This window comes from Halorubrum rutilum (assembly GCF_042665015.1).
Lineage (GTDB): Archaea > Halobacteriota > Halobacteria > Halobacteriales > Haloferacaceae > Halorubrum > Halorubrum rutilum.
Genome location: NZ_JBHTBL010000008.1, coordinates 319390 through 335514, shown reverse-complemented (window position 1 = coordinate 335514; position 16125 = coordinate 319390). Strand labels below are relative to the sequence as shown.

Here is a 16125-nt window from a genome sequence, read left to right as displayed (position 1 = left end):
TAACATCAAACGCCTCGTCAAACAGTGAATTCCAACGCCTTACAGCGATTCAACACGGCCTCTCGGGGGTATCGAGCGGCTCGCTCGTCGGGGATCAGGCATTTGTGTGCGTCGCCCCTTCGCCGATCCGATGGCAACCGGTAGCGAATCGGCGGGGAGTCGCGCGGGCGAGACGCCCGACGGCGTCCGCGCGGGCGTCGCGATCCACGGCGCGGGGAACTGTCCGGTCGTCGCGGCGTCGACCGCCCACGACGGCCCGATCACGGGCGTCAACTGGACGCACGCGGGCGACACGCACACCGAGGAGTTCCGCGCCCGCGACCCCGACGCGGTCGACCGGGCGGACGGCGTTCCGGCGGCCGCGTCCGTCGTCGACCTCGGCGACGAGCGGGTGTACCGGTACGACCGCCCGCGCGACGGGGAGTGCGCCTGTCGGGTGATCGAGGAGCTCGACTGCCCCATCGCCGACGCGCGCGCCGAGGACGGCGTGCTCCTGTTGACGCTCCACCTCCCCGACCTCGAACGCCTCCGCGACATCGTCTCGGCGCTCGACGGGATCGCGGACCGCGTCGAGGTCCGGTACCTCGTCCACGGCGCGGCGACCGACGACGCGGTCCCCGACCGGACCCTCGTCGACCGCGGCCGGCTCACCGACCGCCAGTGCGAGGTGTTACGGACCGCCTACCGGATGGGGTACTTCGAGCGCCCCCGAGACGCCAACGCGAGCGCGGTCGCCGAGGCGCTCGACATCGCTCCCTCGACGTTCGCCGAGCACCTCGCGGCGGCCCAGCGGAAGCTGCTGGAGGAGACGCTCGGCGAGGTCTGAGGTCGCGTCAGTCACCCCCGAGTTCGTTCGCTCTCCCGCCCTACGCCGCCTCTTGTCGGTCCAACGCCTCGTTGACCGCGAGCGGCACGACGACCCCGCCGCCGATGAACAGCGCGAGCGGGACCCACTCCGGGTACGCCAGGTTCAGCGACTCGACCGCGAGGGCGAGCGCGACGGTGAGGGTGATGCACGTCCCGATGACCGCGTTCTCGCGGGAGACCATGGGCGTGCGATCGGGACGAACCGATATGTGCATTTTGTCGCGGCGTCGCTCAGCCGTGGTCCCCGAGGCCGATCGCCGCGAGGTCGACGTTGTCGGCGACGAGGTCGGCGGCGCGGTCGTAGGGGGTGCGACCGTCGGTCGCGCCGGCGGCGTCCGCGTCGCCCTCGCCTCCCCCGACCGGCGGCCGCGGCTTTCCCGCCGCCGCGAATGTCCGGTCAACGAACGCCTCCCGGACGCCCTCGTTCTCGAAGAGGCCGTGGAGGTAGGTGCCGAGCGCCCGGTCGGTCGCCGCGCTCTCCGGGCCCAGCGGGGAGGCGACCGCCGCGGTCGGCGACGACCGGCCCATGTGGATCTCGTAGCCGGTCGCGGTCCCGTCCGCGCCGGCGAGCGGGCCGACTCCGTCGACCGACCGCGTCACGCGCTCCACGCGCTTCTCGGTCGAGAACCGCGTCTCGACCGGCAGCACGCCGACCCCCTCGACCTCGGTCGCCGCGCCGGTCCCCTCCACGTCGGCGTTCGTCAGCCGCTCGCCGAGGATCTGGTAGCCGCCGCAGAGGCCGACGATCGGCCCGGAAAACTCGCGGAGCGCGTCGTCGACGCCGGCGTCGCGGAGCGCGAGCAGGTCGTCGACGGTGTTCTTCGACCCCGGGATGACGACCGCGTCGGCGTCGCCGAGGGGATCGTCCTCCTCGCCGCGGGACGCGTCGAGCGGGACGTACGCGACCCGCACGCCGGGCTCGCGCGACAGCGGCTCTAGGTCGGTGAAGTTCGAGATCCGCGGGAGCCGGGGGACGGCGACCCGGACCGCGTCGGCGTCGGCGACCCCGTCGTCCGCGCCGAGGACGTTCGACCCGCCCTCGCTTCCTTCCTCGCCCGCGTCCGGCAGCGAGAGGCTGTCCTCCGCGGGGAGGCCGGGGTCGTCGTGCGGGATCACGCCGATGATCGGGACGCCCGTCCGCGCCTCGATCTCGTCGATGCCGGGCTCCAGCAGGGCGGGATCGCCGCGGAACTTCGTGACGACCGCGCCGGCGACGCGCTCGCGGACGTCGTCGGGGAGGAGTTCGAGGGTCCCGTAGAGGCTCGCGAAGGCGCCGCCCCGCTCGATGTCGACCGCGATCACGACTCGGGCGTCGGCGAACCGCGCGCACTCGATATTGGCGAGGTCCCGGTCGTGGAGGTTGATCTCGGCGATGCTGCCCGCCCCCTCGGCGACGATCACGTCGCGGTCGGCGGCGAGGCGGCGGTGCGCGGCCACCGCGGCCTCGCGGGCGCGCTCCCAGTGCGACTCGTAGTACTCGCCGGCCGCGTAGTGCCCGACCGCCTCGCCGTCGATCACCAGCTGGCTCTCGCCGTCGCCGCGCGGCTTGAGGAGCACGGGGTTCATGTCGGTCGTCGCCGGGACGCCCGCGGCCCGGGCCTGCACGTACTGGGAGATCCCGATCTCACCCCACTCGCCGTCCGGGGCGAGCGCGACCCGCGCGTTGTTGCTCATGTTCTGAGCCTTGAACGGGGCGACCGCGACGCCGTTCCGGGCGAGGTGCCGACAGAGCCCGGCCGCGACCGTGCTCTTGCCGGCGTGGCTCGCCGTGCCGGCGATCAGGAGCGTCTCGGCGTCGGGGTCGGAGTCGGTCACGGCCGCCTCCGCCGGGCCGCGCGTCGCCACCGGGGCATCTCAGTACTCCGTCCCCCGCCGCGCCCGGTGGCCGGCGTCGAAGGGGTGCGCCACCTTCCGGACGTTCGAGATCAGGTCGGCGACCCCCTCTAGGTACTCGGGCTCCGCGTGGCTCCCGGTGAGGACGAGTTCGAGGCCCTCGGGCTTCGACTCGGCGAGCGCGACGACGTCGTTCGGGTCGACGAGCCCGCGGTCGGCCGCGTACAGCAGCTCGTCCAAGATCAGCATGTGGACCCCCTCGTCGGGGTCGCCGTCGAGCGGGAGCGGCGCCGCCAGGTCGGCGTCGGCGGCGCCCGCGACGAGCGCCTCGGCGCGGTCGAAGGCGGCCGCGGCCTTCGCCTCGTGCTCGTCGTCCGCCGAGCCGTCGAGGAGGCCGTGCCAGCCGTAGTGACCGGCGTTCTCGTAGCTGAACCCCGGCATCGCGGCGATGGCGTTGTACTCGCCGCGGACGCCCTCGACGCTGTCGGCGCCCCCCTTCATGAACTGGAGCATGTGGACGCGGTAGCCGTGCCCCGCCGCCCGGAAGCCCATCCCCATCGCCGCCGTCGTCTTCCCCTTCCCGTCGCCCCACCAGGCCTGCACGAGCCCGAACTCCTCGGGCGCGGCCGGCTCGACGGGCTCCGGCTCGGGGGCCGCGCCGCCGCCGGGGGTCCGGGCGGCCGGGTCGCCGTCGCTCGAATCGCCGTCGGTCGGGTCGCCGGCCCTCGAACCGCCGTCGGCCGGATCGGTCTCGCTCGATTCGCCGCCGTCGGTGATGGTGTCGCTGTCGTCTGTCATGGGTCGAAGACCTCCGCCCGCCCGTCGGCGACGACGCCGTGCTCGGCGTCGCCGGCCGGCCCGGGCAGGTCGCCGTCCGGGTACCGCGACCGCAGGCTCGCGCGCACCGCGTCCCGGACGCAGACGCGGGCCGCCGCGCCGACCGGGGTGGCGCTGCCCGAGAACGCCGCCGGCTCGCCGTCCGGGTCGTCGGCGATCACGACCGCGTCGCTCGTGGTCCCCGGCACGCCCGCGGTCGCCAGCAGCGTCGCCGCCTTCGCCTCGGCCGCGACGGCGACGAGGTTCGCCGCGGCGCCGTCGGCGAGCCGCCGGGTCGTCCCGACGGTCAGGTTGACCGTGCCGGGTCGCCGGGGCGGTCCCTCGGTCGTCGCCTCGGGCTCGCGCTCCGGGTCGTCGGCGACCGCGTCGCCGCGGTCGGCCGCCGCTCCCCCCGGCTCCATCGGGAGCATCGCCGGGTTCGAGAGGCCGGCGGTCGCGTACGCGACGACCGGCCCGCGGCGCGCGCCCCGCGCGTGGTCCATCGCGACGCCGGTGAACAGGGTTGGCGGGTCGCGCTCGGCGTCCCCGTCGCGTGCCGGGCCGCCGCCGTTTTCGAACCCCGCCCGCGCCAGCCGCTCGTCGCGGTACGCGCCGAGGTCGGTGCGGTCGAACCCCTCGGGGACGGTCACGTTGTACGCGGCGGGACCCCGCGAGCGCCCGCCGTCCCACCCGGTCGAGAGCCAGCGCGTCCCCGGGCGTCGCAGGCGGAGGACGCCGTCGCGCACGGTCGCCTCAAACATCGTCGCCCTCCGAGTCGGTCGCCGTCTCGTCGGCCGCCTCCGCGCCGGCCGCGGTCTCGTCGCCGACGCCCAGCGCCGCCAGCAGCCGGTCGTTCTCGGCCGGCCGGCGCACCGCGACCCGGACGTGCGAGTCGAGCCCGCGGAAGGTGGTCGCGTCCCGGACCGCCACGCCGCGCTCGCGGGCGTCGGCGACGACCGCCTCGACCGACCGGCCGTCCCCGCTCACGTCGAGCAGGAGGAACGGCGCGTCGGAAGGGCGGACCGCGTAGCGCTCGGCGAGGGCCGCGCGCATCCGGGCCCGCTCCGAGCGCACGCGCTCGCGCGTCTCTCGGACGAACCCGTCACGCCCCATGCAGTACGCGCCGGTCGCGAGCGCCGGGGCGCTCAGGTTCCACGGGCGCCGGGCGCTCGCCAGCGCCGCGCCGAACGCGCCCGGCGCGACCGCGAAGCCGGTCCGGATCCCGGGGAGGCCGAACAGCTTCGTGAGCGACCGGGCGACGACGACCCCCTCGGTCCCCGCGAGCGACGGCCGGTCGGTGAACCCGAGGAACGCCTCGTCGACGAGGAGGCGCGCGTCGGCCTCGCGGCACCGCGCCGCGAACCGCTCCAGCGCCGCGCGGTCGTACCCGGTCCCGGTCGGGTTGTTCGGGTTGCACACCACGGCGAGCGCGTGGCCGCTCGGGTCGGCGTCGAGGACCTCGCTCGCCGGGACGAACGCCGGTTCGCCCCCCTGCAGCCGCACCTCGCGGGCGTACTCGCCGAAGCTCGGCGCCGGGAGGAGGGCGGTGTCGCCGGGGTCGACCGCGAGCGCGACCGCCGCCCGGATCGCGGCGAGCCCGCCGGGCGCCGGGATCACGGACTCGGGGTCGCAGTCGACGTAGTCGGCCGCGGCCTCGCGGAACCCCGCCGGCGGCTCCGGCGGGTACCCCCGCGCCTCGGCGAACGCCTCGCGGTAGACCGCCTCGACGCCGTCAGGCACTTCGGGGTTGGTGTTCGCCGAGAAGTCCAGCAGGTCGGGGTCGTCGCTGCTCCCGTGGGGCGCGCGGTCGAGGTCGGCGGCGGCGTCGAGGTTCATGGGTTCGGGTTCATCCGTCGGGCTCCGGGTCGTCGGGCTTCGGGTTGTCGGGCTCCCCGTCGCCGAGGAGGCGCTCGGCTACCCGCACGTCCGACGGGTAGTTGACGTTGACGGCGAGCCGGACGTCCTCGGTGACGTGGACGGCGGCGTCGCCGTCGTCGGTCTCGTCGCTGCCGTCGTCGGTCTCGTCGTTGCCGTCGTCGCTTCCGGCCGCTCCGTCCCCGACGACGTTGATCCCGGCGGGAACGACTTCGCGGCCGTCGACCTCGGTCACCGCGTCGGCGCTGACGCCGAGTTTGCGCTTGCGCGCGGCCGGAACGCAGACGGTGAGCGACCGCGGCGCGTCGCCGTCGCCGGCGGCCCGGGCCGCGTCGATCACGGCGTCGACGGCCGCGGCGTCGAGGAGCGGGAGGTCGGCGGCGACGGTGAGGAGGGGCGGCCCTCCGGATTCCGCGCCGCCGACCGCCGCCATCGCGTACTGCAGGTCGGCGACGTAGCCGTCGCCCGGCGCGTCGATCACGGGGAGGTCCGGGCGGCGCTCGTCGACGAGGTGCGCGCGCGTCGCCGACGCGTGCGGCGAGACGACCGCGTGCGCCGTCTCGGCGCGGCTCCCGTCGAGCGCGTCGCACACGCGGTCGACCATCGGCCGCCCCGCGACCGGCGTCAGCGGCTTCTCCGTCTCGCCGCCAAGGCGGGTGCCGCGGCCGCCGCACATCAGAAGCGCGTCCACGCGATCACCCCCGCGTGCAGCGCGGCGACCCGCGCCAGCTCGTTCGTCGCGCCCAGCACGTCCCCGGAGACGCCGCCGAGCCGTCGCCCGGCCCACCGCCGGACCAGCCCCGCCGTCGCCAGCGCCGCGAGGAGCGCGGCGACCCCCGGGAGGAGCCGCGGCCACCCGAGGAGCGCGGCGGGCGAAGCGAGCGCGAGCACCGGGAGCGCCGCCCCGGGGCCGACCTCCTCGGTCAGCGCGGAGCCGAGCCCCTCGTGGGCCGCGTCGCCGACGCAGACGAGCGTCGCGGTCGCGGCCTTCGCGCCGACCTCGCTCGCGACGACGATCCCGACCGCGACGGCGACGCCGCCGACGGCCCGCGTCCCGACCGCGCCCGCCGGCCTCGCGGCCTCGGCCAGCCCGAGCGCGGCGGTCGCCAGCCCGAGGACGACGGCGGCGAGCGCGACCGTCCCGCCGACGCCGAGCGCGGAGTCCCGCATCACGTCGCGACGCTCCTCGGGGCCGCCGTGGACGACCGCCGCGTCGCCGAGGTCGGCGACCCCGTCGAGGTGCGTGATCCCGGTCACGGCGTAGACGGCGACCGGGAACGCCAGCGCGACGGTCGGCGCGGGCACGGGCGCGAGCAGCGGGAGCGCGACGAGCGCGCCGACGAGGTAGCCGACGACCGGGAACGCCCACGGCGCCCCCGCGAACGCCGCCCACGACTCCTCGCCGCGACCGACCGGGACCCGCGTGAGGAAGCCGAGCGCGCCCCGGAGCGCGGCGACGGTCAGGACCACGCGACCACCCCCGCGACCGCCGCCAGCCACCCGGCCGTCCCCGCGACGGCGACCCCGCCGGCGACGCCGACGAGCCGGACCGCCCGCTCCGCGTCGGCGACGCTCGGCGCCGCCGCGGTCGGATTGAGCGCGTAGTGACCCGGCTTCGCCAGCCGCACGTCGAGCGCGGCCGCCGCGGTCGCCATCGGCCACCCGGAGTTCGGCGACCCCGGCTCTCGCGCCCACGACCGCGCCCGCGAGAGGGCCCCGACCGAGCCGGCCGCGACCGCGAGACAGCCGGCGGTCGCGCGGGCCGGGAGGAACATGACCGCGTCGTCGAGCCGGGCGCTCGCCCACCCGGCCGGCTTCGACCGGTAGCCGAGCATCGAGTCGAGCGTGTTGACGGCCTTCGCCCACGCCGCGCCGGCGACGCCCAGCGCGAGCGGGAGGACGGCCTCGGAACCCCCGACCGCGAGCCCGACCGTCGCGCCGGCCGCGAACCCCACGAGCGGGGCGACGAACCCGTCGGCGAGGTTCTCGGCCGCGCTCTCGACGGCCGCGCTCCGGAGGGCCCCCGGCGAGAGGTCTCCGGTATCCCGCCCCACGAGCGCCCGGATCGACTCGCGGGCCGCGTCCGGGTCGGTCTCGGTCAGCGCGACGACCTCGGCGGTGACCTCGCGCAGCATCCGGAGGCTGACGGTCGAGAAGAGCAGCCCGCCCGCGACGGGGACCGCGAGGAGACGCGCTCCGACGCCGAGGCGCGGCGCGAGCGCGGCCGCGCCCCACACGGTCCCCCCGGCGATCACCGCGGCGACGGTCGGGAGCCCGACCGCGGCCGCGACGCCGACGGATCGCGGCCGCGACCACGACCGGTCGATCGGCTCGACGAGCGAGCCGAACAGCGCGACGGGGTGGACGCGCGCCGGCGGCTCCCCGATCGCGAGGTCGAGGGCGACGGCGAGCGCTAGCGCGGCAAGGGGAGCGACGACGGGGAGCCCGAGGGTCGCGGGGAGCGACATCGCGATCAGAGCCCGTCGAGAAACGCGTCGAACGCCCCGCTCGCGGCGTGGACGTGACAGTACGTTCCGAGCGTTCGGTGTTCGATCAGCCCGTCGCGCTCGCCGTCGATCCCGGTCCCGCGCTCCACGTCGAAGGCGAACCGGGCGTCGCTCGCGACGTCGGCGTCGGAGTAGTGGAACTCGTGGCCCCGCAGCGTCTCGCCCGCCGACGCGGTCGGCGCGTCCCGCGTCGCCCGCAGCGCCACGTGGTCGAGCGCCTGGTACCGGTCGCGCATCGTCACGTCGGCCGGGAGCGCGCCCGCCATGGCGTGCGTCTCGCCCTCGACGGTCGTCAGCGACTCCGCGAGCGCCATCAGCCCGCCGCACTCGCCGAGCACCGGGACCCCCTCGGCGGCCGCGGCCGCGATGTCGTCGAGCGCCGGGCTCGCCGCGAGGGCCTCGGCGTGTAGCTCGGGGTAGCCGCCGGGGAGGTAGACGCCGTCGCACGGCGGGAGGGGGTCGCCCGCGGTCGGCGCGAACGGCTCGACGGTCGCCCGCTCGCGGAGGCGCTCGACCGTCGCCGGGTAGACGAACCGGAAGGCGTCGTCGCGGGCGACCGCGACGCGGGGGCGGTCGCCGTCGGTCGGCTCGTCCGCGGCGATCGGCTCGACCGCCCCCGCGGCCTCCGCGACCCCCGCCGGCTCCCGCGCGACGTCGAGCAGTCGGTCGGTCCGGAGCCCCTCGGCGGCGGCGTCGAGGGCGTCGTCGGGGAGGGGTGACTCCTCGCCCATGTGGAGCCCGAGGTGGCGCTCGGGGACCTCCAGGTCGCCGTTCGGCGGGACCCGGCCGAGGTAGGTCAGCTCCTCGGGGAGCGCCTCGCGGATCCCCTCCTCGTGGCGCCCGCCGTGCGCGCGCTGGGCGATGACTCCGGCGACGTCGATATCGCGGCCCGCGCGCTCGGCGTACGCCCGGAAGCCGAGCGCGGTCGCGGCGACGCTCTCCATCCCCGCGCTCGCGTCGACGACGAGGGCGACCGGGAGGTCGAGCGCCTCGGCGACCGCGGCCGTGCTCGACCCGTCGCCGTCGTATAGCCCCATCACGCCCTCGACGACGCAGACGTCGCCCTCGCCGCGGGCGTAGTTCCGCCGGAGCCCGCCCTCGCCCTGCAGCCACAGGTCGAGCGTCCGCGAGGGGCGCCCCGCCACGCGCTCGTGGTGGCTCGGGTCGATGAAGTCGGGGCCGGCCTTCGCCGGCTGGACCGCACGGCCCGCGTCGCCGAGCGCCCGGATCGCCGCGAGCGCCGCGACGGTCTTGCCGACGCCGGAGCTGACCCCGCCGAGGACGACCCCCTTCATCGCGGATCGACCCCCTTCGCCTCCGTCGCCGTCGCGTCCCGCCTCTCCGCCCCGCGCTCGCCGAGGAGTCGGTCGGTGACCGCGGCCACGCGCTCGCGGAGGGCGGCGTCCGAGACCCCGGCGCGGTCGGCCAGCGCCAGCGCGCCGCCCATCCCGACGCCCTCCTTCGCCTCGCCGCGGGCGTACGCCCGCATCCCCGGGCGGTCGCTCGCGTCGAATCCGGGGTCGGTCGCGGTCAGCGCGAGGTCGAGGTCGTCCGCGAGGGCCGCGACGTCCGCGGTCGGGTCGTCGGCGACGAACGCGGTCGTCGCCAGCGGGAGCCGCCCCTCGACCCCCGCGTGCCGCGCCAGCGCCGCGACCGTCGCCAGCTGGGTGCCGCCCGCGAGGGTCACGTCGATCCCGCGCTCGACCGCGCCGACGACGAGCCCGGCGGCCGCCGCAAGGACAGGATCGCCCGTCAGCCGGAGCGCGTCGACCGGGTCGTCGGCGCGGTCGCCGGGGTCGATCCCGCTCGCGGCCAGCCCCTCCCCGACGACCGCGCGCTTGGTCGCGAGCGGGTTCGCCGCCAGCGACGAGGAGACCGCCGGGCGCTCGCCGAGCGCGGTCAGGACGCCGAGCGCGGTCGTCGTCCCGCCGGGGACCGTTTCGGCGACGAGGAGTTCGCTCGGGGTGTCGGCGGCGTCGCCCGCGTCCGCGCCGTTTCCCGTGACGCCGCCGTTCCCCGCGATCGCTCCGGCCAGCTCCCGTCCCCGGTCGAAGATCGACGCCGCGTCCGGCACCGGTTCGGGGTCCCGGACGTCGCCGCCGGGCGCGGCGCCGGCGTCGTGGACGGTCGCGTCCGACGGCGCCGTCGGCACGGCGAGGCCGGCGTCGACGCCGACGAAGCCGAGGCCGACGAGCTCGCGGACCGCCCGCGTGACGACCGCCGGCGTCGGGCAGCCCGAGGGGCTGACCGGCACCGGCGACCCGGACGCGGGCCGCCCGTCCGCGACGATCTCCAGGTCGGCGCTCGGCGTGTGTCGCCGGAGCGTCGGGTCGGCGCCTGCGGCGCTGATCCCGTCGATCGCGGCCGTCTCGGTCGCGCCCGCGACGACGACGAGGGTCGCGTCGCTCACGCGACACCCCCGGCCCGCCGCGTCGATCGAGCCCGCACGTCGGCCGCCGCGTCGGTGATAACCACTAGCGGTTAGTTAGGACAAGTCGACTTTAATCGATCGGGTCGAGAGCGGTCGGCGTCGCCTCCCGTATCCGCCCGACTCACTCGACGGACGGCGCCGTCTCGTCGGTTCGCCCGGGAATCTCGACCTCTATCTCCAGCTCCTGTTCGCCGTACCCCTCGTACTCCACTTCGAGCTCGACCGGCTCTCCGAAACTGAACGGGAGCTTCCACTCGTCACCGGTAATGGTCAGCTCGTCGCTCTCCTGAAGCTGTTCACCGATCTCGACTAAGAAACGCCCCGCCTCGGCGGCGGACAGACGGTACTCCTGTTCGAAGTCCCGGCCCTCTCTGATGAGGGTCGGCTCGCTTTCCGTCTCGTCTTGAGCGTCGGCGTCGGACTGCGTCATCACGTGTTATTTTAGGTAGACCTAAATAAATGGTGTGGTACCGTCACCGCACAGCGAGCAGTGAGGATACCGCGGCCCCTCTCGGGGGAGCTCATTGCGCTCCGGCCTCTCAAGCGTAACCGCCCGTCTCGGTCCGCCCTTCGAATCTTACTCGTATTCGGGGCTCGCTCCCGACCGCTGGCGCAGGCGCTCGAAGGAGGTGCTACCGACACAGGACGGGTCCCGAACGCGTCTAACGGCCGAGGATCGACGATACCGGAACGGAACCGATCCCATGAGTATATACATCTCCACGCCGTCGTCGACCCGACTATTCGCCTATTATAAGCGCTCAAGTCGCGGCTGGGGGTGGGCACCAATGTAGAACGGATGACCCGCGACACTGATCGGACATCGGTGGGTACTGAGGCGAAAGGAGAGGAGTCGGCCGCCGGCGGGAGACGCGAGTTAGTCCACGAAATCAATAGACGGCCTTCCGCCCCGGACCGGGTGACGGTGTTCCCGGCCGGTGCGAGCGGCGACGCAAAGCGATCGACTTGGCTAAGCGTCGACGCGAACTGCGTCGTCAACTCCGAATGCTATCGATAGCGGCCGTCGCGACGAACTGTTACAATTCGCGTTGCGGTCCCCGCGCGGACGTTCGCCGGTCTTCATCCGCGCGGTCGCTTTCGTCACCTAACCTCGCCCGACGGTGGGTATGAAGCGACGAAGCCTTCTCGAAAAGGTAATTGACCGTATTGCGATCGGCGCCGGTGTGTCCGTATTCCTCAGTGAACTTCGAGAGTCGTACGCCGCCGTCTCACCAGATTCGAACGCGACTACGAAACCACCGCGAGTCGGCACGGGAGGCTTGGTTTCGCGGGAAGTCACCGAGAGCCGTTACGTGATGACGTACGAGTGGACCGACCGCCTACAGCGACGGTGGCGCTCCACGTTCGCGTTGGACCGAACCGCGTACTCGGAGGCGGCTCAGGAGCATCACGGATACCTCGGCGGATTCGAGACGGCGAAGACGAGCCGGGACGTCGAACGGTTCGCGGCGCGTCTCGCCGCTGCCGATCTGATGACGGAGGACGCCGCCCGGCCGATTTCTCGAACGGCTCGACTCGAACGGGCGATCGGATTCGTCCGCTCCCTCGGATACACGACCGATATCGACTCGAAAGGCGTTCCGGATTACGTCCGGACCGCCGAGGAGACGCTCGTCGACGGCCGCGGCGACTGCGAAGACCTCGCGTATCTCCTGATCGGGATTCTTTCGAATCCGCCGTTCGAATACCGGACGGCGACGGTGATTCCCCCCGGTCATATGCTGGCCGGTGTACACGGAGACGATCTCCCTGCCGTGTACGCCGATACGCCGACGCTTCCCGGGAACCGATACGTCGCGATAGAGAGCGTTACCTCCCGGCCGGTCGGCAGCTTTCAGGACGATCCCGTGTTGCTGATCTATAACGACGGTATCGAGTACGTCGATCGGTCAGCGATCGCCGAGGCGACCGGCGATGTTCTCCGCAACCCGTCGGAGTTCCAGACGATCGCCGATCTCCGCGGTTGACGTTCTTTCCTCCGACCCGCCGCAGTCCGATTTCCCGGATCGACGACGGAACGGGATGGTCGTCGTCAAAACGCGCAACGCTACGGCGTCGTTATCTCGGGTAAATTTGAGCCGTGATCTCCACGGGAAACACACCAACTCGTACTCCGTAGCGTTCTATACACCTATATCCGTCCCGACGGAGTCTGGCGATTATTCGGACTGGTGACCGCTCGAACGACAGCGGTCGCGTCCGGCAACCCCTTCATTTCGCATGCACGAACGGACCCTCCGGAACCGGTCGGACGTCCGTATCGCGTCCCGACCGCCCGTTCCCGCCACCGAAACGGCCGTGATACACGTCAGCGGCTACCGGGTGTCCGTTCGGCTCCGCCGCGAGCTTCGGTCAGTGACGGCTGCGGTCTCGCCGAACAGGGAATCGAGTCGGACGGTGATCTCTCGGAGGCCGGCTTGCGTCCGGTGTAACCGTGAGGACAGCGAGATCGAGGGCTTCTACGGAGCCGGCGGACAGTGCGCTCGATATCCGTTCTCAGGCCCCTCCGAGAACACGAAGGTGTGAGTCAGTGAGTCCGAAGCACACTCGGCGAAATCGGTCCGTATCACGCGCCCGTCGATCCCTTCGAACACGTACATGATCGCCGCGCCGGGCTCCCAGGCGCCGAACGAGGCCGTCGTCGTCTCGTTCGCCGGGACGGCCACCCGGCGTTCCGTCGCGTTCCACCCCCCACCGAGGGAGTGATTGAAATACGGTCCCTCAGTTTCGAGTCGAGCGAGTCCTACCGTTTTCCTAGCACCCGTCTCGTTCGTCACCTGAAACGTGATATTACCCGCGCCCACTGGCTCTTCGAACACGTAGACCGTCATCTGGTATCGCGACGACTCCGAATTCTCGACGGTCACGTCGGCCGAGGAGGCGTCGAACGCCGCACACCCGGCAGTCGTCAGAACGAGTAGGACGACGAGCGGGAGGGCCACGTCTCGGCGCGACATCGGTTCGGATACGACCGACCGTTCCAAAGTATCTGTGGGCTCCGTCGAAATTCTTTATTGGTTGTTCTGTTGGAATACTCAGGTATTGATACGAACCGGCTGCTGAATACAGAGTATGCAGTCAGCAACGGAACCTCGTTATTTTCCATCCAAATTCTGAACCAACCGATGGAACGGGCTTGCAGACTGACTGCTGACACTTCTACCAGAGTCGGTTGATGTTCAGAGTCGCGTGCGGGATACGGGGTGTGAATCGGCCATTGGTTAGCCCTCATTGTCGGTTCAGAGTGGTAGCCACAGCACTAAACGTATGATATTGAGGGTCCAATATCGCTCTATAGCAATCATAGAAACCGACATCCCTCGGCATCGTCTCCGGCAGCGTATGAGTAATGATCACGTGACGTTCGGATTTGTCTGTGTCCAGAACGCCGGGCGTAGTCAGATGTCCGCTGCCTTCGCAGAGCGGGAGCGACAGCGCCGCGGACTGGAGGACAGGGTGGAGATAATCACCGGGGGTACCCATCCCGCGGACGAGGTCCACGCTGAAGTTGTCGACGTGATGAAAGAGCTCGACATCAACCTCACGGGCCGCGTCCCACAGGAGGTCTCAACGGCGATGTTGAACGAATGTGACGTTGTTCTGACGATGGGATGCTCAACGTTGGAGTTGGACGCCTCAGTTGAGGTTCGGGATTGGGCGCTTGATGATCCACATGGTCAGGACATCGACCGCGTTCGAGAGATTCGCGGCGAGATCGAGGGGCGTGTCACCGACCTCTTCGACGAGTTCTTCGGTGACGAATAACGTCGGCTATTGTTCAGCGATACTATTGGAGACGAGCACCTGCCGCTGCAGAATGTACCCTCTGTCTGTAGCACGCCAGTTCTGACGCGAATTCGACACACGCCCCAGTGGTACCCCGACAGAACAGAACCGTCGGACATGGACAGGACCAGTCAGTTGGTTGAACTCGTCGTAATGTTCACAGATAGTCCCAACCTACAGTCGTTCAATAACCACGAATGAGCACGACCACAGCGAAGCTACGGACGGACCACCTCTCGTTCGTCGTCAGCGACGATCAAATTATAACCGATGTTAACCTCACCGTCCACGCCGGTAAGACACTCACTATCATCGGCCCCTCTGGCGCTGGGAAATCTACTCTGCTCCGCCTTCTGTGTCGGATTGAAGAGCCGACTGAGGGCACAGTCTACCTTGACGGAGCAGACTACCGGACGCTCGTCCCGACAGATCTCCGTGCTCGTGTCGGAATGGTGCCGCAGGACCCGGCGCTCCGAGACGGGACCGTCCGCGACAACGTTACGATCGGTCCCCGGCTCCGCGGCGAATCGGTCGAACCGAGTCGCGTAGAGGAGCTGTTGGGTCGCGTGGACCTGAGCGGCTACGCAGACCGCGAGGTCGCCGGGCTCTCCGGCGGCGAGGCCCAGCGCGTCGCAATCGCCCGCACGCTGATGATGGACCCCGAGGTGCTATTACTGGACGAGCCGACTGCCAGCCTCGACCCGCAGGCTCAGGCCGAGATCGAGGCGCTGCTAGAGGAGTTACTTGACACGTCGGAGCGGACAGCGGTCTTCGTCACCCACGATCAAGCACAGGTCGACCGGATCGCCGACCGAGTCGTTCGGTTCGTGGACGGCCGTATCCACGCGATAGGTACCGCACGTGAGGTGCTCGGATGAATCCATTCACGGACCTCCCGCTTCCGCCGGAACTCCGGGATCCCGTTTTAGTGAAAGGACTTCTCCAAGTCGCGGCCGCCACCGCCCTCGCGGCTGTCGTGCTCGGACTGTCGTACGTGCGTGACCTCGATTTGGAGCGGGAGCTCGGCGGCTCGTTCGCCCGCGGGTTCGTACAAGTTCTGGCGATGGGTGCGCTCATCGGTGTGTTGTTCTCGATTCCACTGGCGTTTTCGGGGATTGTTCTCGGAGCGATGATGGGGTACGCGGCGTGGGAGTCCCGCAAGCGTGGTGACGGGGTGCCACAGGCGTTCAGAGTCTCGCTGACCGCGATCGGACTCGGTGCGTCAGTGGTAATCGTGACGATGCTCGTCGCAGGAGCCATCGAATCGACGGTTCGGAACCTCGTGCCGGTTGGCGGGATGATCATCGCAAACGCGATGAAGACGAACTCGTTGGCGTTAGACCGGTTCAAAAGCGAAATCGAATCTAACCGCAACGAGATCGAGGCACTACTGGCGATCGGTGTGCCGCCACAGGCGGCAGTTTCCGAACACGTCACCGAATCGGTGCGGGCCTCGCTCATCCCCGTCGTTGATGCGATGCGGACGCTCGGACTGGTGTACATTCCCGGGATGATGGCAGGGATGATCCTCGGTGGGGCGAACCCGATCTACGCCGCCCAGTACCAGTTCGTGATTATGGGGATGATCTTCGCGGCTGGCGGGTTGACCAGTATGACGACGAGCCTGCTGATCGGCCGGTATGCGTTCACTGAAGCTGCCCAGCTCAGACACTTTGAGGAGTCACAGCCGACGGCACTCTCGATGCTTCGGTCACTCCGATGAATATATCCGCTGTATCTCGTACGTGGTTTCTGACGGAATGTGTGTATCTCGATGATATTCGTCGGTAGATAGATCCCCTGTACTGACCGACCTCTCTCCGGTGAATCAGCCCCGGTTCGTACCACATTCACGCCCTCTATTCAGCACGCCGCCGAAAGCAATATCACCGTTTGAAGATTTCAACAAATCCTTCTCAGTGATAGTTAAACCCCGGTCCCGCTCGGTACGGTCTCTATACCGCTCAATACCAATCTTAGATAGTGTCA

Annotated in this window: 18 protein-coding genes; 6 read left to right on the top strand and 12 right to left on the bottom strand. The window is 71.0% G+C overall.

What is annotated here, in order from left to right; translation table 11 throughout:
• Positions 1 to 130: 130 nt before the first annotated feature.
• Positions 131 to 826, top strand: a complete 696-nt coding sequence (locus tag ACFQMF_RS10880) for a helix-turn-helix domain-containing protein (protein WP_256409264.1) — start codon at positions 131 to 133, stop codon at positions 824 to 826.
• A gap of 40 nt (positions 827 to 866) precedes the next feature.
• On the opposite strand, the gene ACFQMF_RS10875 is transcribed toward ACFQMF_RS10880, so the two are convergent.
• From ACFQMF_RS10875 to ACFQMF_RS10825, 11 genes are all read right to left on the bottom strand, one after another.
• On the bottom strand, positions 867 to 1049 hold the full coding sequence (locus ACFQMF_RS10875) for a hypothetical protein (RefSeq protein WP_256409263.1): 183 nt from the start codon (positions 1047 to 1049) through the stop codon (positions 867 to 869).
• A 49-nt stretch (positions 1050 to 1098) separates the two neighbouring features.
• On the bottom strand, positions 1099 to 2712 hold the full coding sequence (locus ACFQMF_RS10870) for a cobyric acid synthase (RefSeq protein ID WP_256409262.1): 1614 nt from the start codon (positions 2710 to 2712) through the stop codon (positions 1099 to 1101).
• Between the two features lie 9 nt (positions 2713 to 2721).
• Complete coding sequence (locus ACFQMF_RS10865) at positions 2722 to 3498, bottom strand: cob(I)yrinic acid a,c-diamide adenosyltransferase (RefSeq protein ID WP_256409261.1); 777 nt, start codon at positions 3496 to 3498, stop codon at positions 2722 to 2724.
• Entirely contained in the window at positions 3495 to 4277 is a 783-nt protein-coding gene (locus tag ACFQMF_RS10860) for an adenosylcobinamide amidohydrolase (RefSeq protein ID WP_256409260.1), read from the bottom strand. The genes ACFQMF_RS10865 and ACFQMF_RS10860 overlap by 4 nt, the downstream gene beginning before the upstream one ends.
• The gene (locus ACFQMF_RS10855) at positions 4270 to 5352 is read right to left on the bottom strand and encodes an aminotransferase class I/II-fold pyridoxal phosphate-dependent enzyme (RefSeq protein ID WP_256409259.1); all 1083 of its coding nucleotides are present in this window, start codon (positions 5350 to 5352) and stop codon (positions 4270 to 4272) included. Before ACFQMF_RS10855 ends, ACFQMF_RS10860 begins: the two co-directional genes overlap by 8 nt.
• A gap of 10 nt (positions 5353 to 5362) precedes the next feature.
• Positions 5363 to 6067: an NTP transferase domain-containing protein gene (locus ACFQMF_RS10850; protein ID WP_256409274.1), complete on the bottom strand. Its 705-nt coding sequence runs from the start codon at positions 6065 to 6067 to the stop codon at positions 5363 to 5365.
• Positions 6067 to 6861: an adenosylcobinamide-GDP ribazoletransferase gene (gene cobS, locus ACFQMF_RS10845; protein ID WP_379791963.1), complete on the bottom strand. Its 795-nt coding sequence runs from the start codon at positions 6859 to 6861 to the stop codon at positions 6067 to 6069. Before cobS ends, ACFQMF_RS10850 begins: the two co-directional genes overlap by 1 nt.
• Complete coding sequence (locus ACFQMF_RS10840; RefSeq protein WP_256409258.1) at positions 6852 to 7859, bottom strand: CobD/CbiB family cobalamin biosynthesis protein; 1008 nt, start codon at positions 7857 to 7859, stop codon at positions 6852 to 6854. Before ACFQMF_RS10840 ends, cobS begins: the two co-directional genes overlap by 10 nt.
• A 5-nt stretch (positions 7860 to 7864) precedes the next feature.
• Positions 7865 to 9193, bottom strand: coding sequence for a cobyrinic acid a,c-diamide synthase (locus ACFQMF_RS10835; protein ID WP_256409257.1), 1329 nt, complete (start codon positions 9191 to 9193; stop codon positions 7865 to 7867).
• Complete coding sequence (locus ACFQMF_RS10830) at positions 9190 to 10308, bottom strand: nicotinate-nucleotide--dimethylbenzimidazole phosphoribosyltransferase (protein WP_256409256.1); 1119 nt, start codon at positions 10306 to 10308, stop codon at positions 9190 to 9192. The genes ACFQMF_RS10835 and ACFQMF_RS10830 overlap by 4 nt, the downstream gene beginning before the upstream one ends.
• Positions 10309 to 10450: 142 nt before the next feature.
• Positions 10451 to 10759 (bottom strand): amphi-Trp domain-containing protein, encoded by a 309-nt coding sequence (locus ACFQMF_RS10825; protein WP_256409255.1) that lies wholly within the window; start codon positions 10757 to 10759, stop codon positions 10451 to 10453.
• A gap of 369 nt (positions 10760 to 11128) precedes the next feature.
• Between ACFQMF_RS10825 and ACFQMF_RS16300 the strand changes: the two genes are divergently transcribed.
• The gene (locus tag ACFQMF_RS16300) at positions 11129 to 11347 is read left to right on the top strand and encodes a DUF7511 domain-containing protein (RefSeq protein ID WP_425492670.1); all 219 of its coding nucleotides are present in this window, start codon (positions 11129 to 11131) and stop codon (positions 11345 to 11347) included.
• A gap of 109 nt (positions 11348 to 11456) precedes the next feature.
• Positions 11457 to 12317, top strand: a complete 861-nt coding sequence (locus tag ACFQMF_RS10820; protein ID WP_256409254.1) for a hypothetical protein — start codon at positions 11457 to 11459, stop codon at positions 12315 to 12317.
• Between the two features lie 492 nt (positions 12318 to 12809).
• On the opposite strand, the gene ACFQMF_RS10815 is transcribed toward ACFQMF_RS10820, so the two are convergent.
• The gene (locus ACFQMF_RS10815; RefSeq protein ID WP_256409253.1) at positions 12810 to 13307 is read right to left on the bottom strand and encodes a hypothetical protein; all 498 of its coding nucleotides are present in this window, start codon (positions 13305 to 13307) and stop codon (positions 12810 to 12812) included.
• Positions 13308 to 13692: 385 nt separating this feature from the next.
• Between ACFQMF_RS10815 and ACFQMF_RS10810 the strand changes: the two genes are divergently transcribed.
• The 3 genes from ACFQMF_RS10810 to ACFQMF_RS10800 all read left to right on the top strand — a co-directional run bounded on the left by ACFQMF_RS10810 (position 13693) and on the right by ACFQMF_RS10800 (position 15859).
• Positions 13693 to 14115, top strand: a complete 423-nt coding sequence (locus ACFQMF_RS10810; protein WP_256409252.1) for a low molecular weight phosphatase family protein — start codon at positions 13693 to 13695, stop codon at positions 14113 to 14115.
• A gap of 218 nt (positions 14116 to 14333) precedes the next feature.
• Entirely contained in the window at positions 14334 to 15014 is a 681-nt protein-coding gene (locus tag ACFQMF_RS10805; protein WP_256409251.1) for an ABC transporter ATP-binding protein, read from the top strand.
• The gene (locus ACFQMF_RS10800; RefSeq protein WP_256409250.1) at positions 15011 to 15859 is read left to right on the top strand and encodes an ABC transporter permease; all 849 of its coding nucleotides are present in this window, start codon (positions 15011 to 15013) and stop codon (positions 15857 to 15859) included. The genes ACFQMF_RS10805 and ACFQMF_RS10800 overlap by 4 nt, the downstream gene beginning before the upstream one ends.
• The last annotated feature ends 266 nt before the right edge of the window (positions 15860 to 16125 follow it).

Coding starts and splice junctions, on each gene's coding strand:
- ACFQMF_RS10880 (WP_256409264.1), top strand. CDS start 131: ATGGCAACCGGTAGCGAATCGGCGGGGAGTCGCGCGGGCGAGACGCCC.
- ACFQMF_RS10875 (WP_256409263.1), bottom strand. CDS start 1,049: ATGGTCTCCCGCGAGAACGCGGTCATCGGGACGTGCATCACCCTCACC.
- ACFQMF_RS10865 (WP_256409261.1), bottom strand. CDS start 3,498: ATGACAGACGACAGCGACACCATCACCGACGGCGGCGAATCGAGCGAG.
- ACFQMF_RS10860 (WP_256409260.1), bottom strand. CDS start 4,277: ATGTTTGAGGCGACCGTGCGCGACGGCGTCCTCCGCCTGCGACGCCCG.
- ACFQMF_RS10855 (WP_256409259.1), bottom strand. CDS start 5,352: ATGAACCTCGACGCCGCCGCCGACCTCGACCGCGCGCCCCACGGGAGC.
- ACFQMF_RS10850 (WP_256409274.1), bottom strand. CDS start 6,067: ATGTGCGGCGGCCGCGGCACCCGCCTTGGCGGCGAGACGGAGAAGCCG.
- ACFQMF_RS10840 (WP_256409258.1), bottom strand. CDS start 7,859: ATGTCGCTCCCCGCGACCCTCGGGCTCCCCGTCGTCGCTCCCCTTGCC.
- ACFQMF_RS10835 (WP_256409257.1), bottom strand. CDS start 9,193: ATGAAGGGGGTCGTCCTCGGCGGGGTCAGCTCCGGCGTCGGCAAGACC.
- ACFQMF_RS10825 (WP_256409255.1), bottom strand. CDS start 10,759: ATGACGCAGTCCGACGCCGACGCTCAAGACGAGACGGAAAGCGAGCCG.
- ACFQMF_RS16300 (WP_425492670.1), top strand. CDS start 11,129: ATGACCCGCGACACTGATCGGACATCGGTGGGTACTGAGGCGAAAGGA.
- ACFQMF_RS10820 (WP_256409254.1), top strand. CDS start 11,457: ATGAAGCGACGAAGCCTTCTCGAAAAGGTAATTGACCGTATTGCGATC.
- ACFQMF_RS10815 (WP_256409253.1), bottom strand. CDS start 13,307: ATGTCGCGCCGAGACGTGGCCCTCCCGCTCGTCGTCCTACTCGTTCTG.
- ACFQMF_RS10810 (WP_256409252.1), top strand. CDS start 13,693: ATGAGTAATGATCACGTGACGTTCGGATTTGTCTGTGTCCAGAACGCC.
- ACFQMF_RS10805 (WP_256409251.1), top strand. CDS start 14,334: ATGAGCACGACCACAGCGAAGCTACGGACGGACCACCTCTCGTTCGTC.
- ACFQMF_RS10800 (WP_256409250.1), top strand. CDS start 15,011: ATGAATCCATTCACGGACCTCCCGCTTCCGCCGGAACTCCGGGATCCC.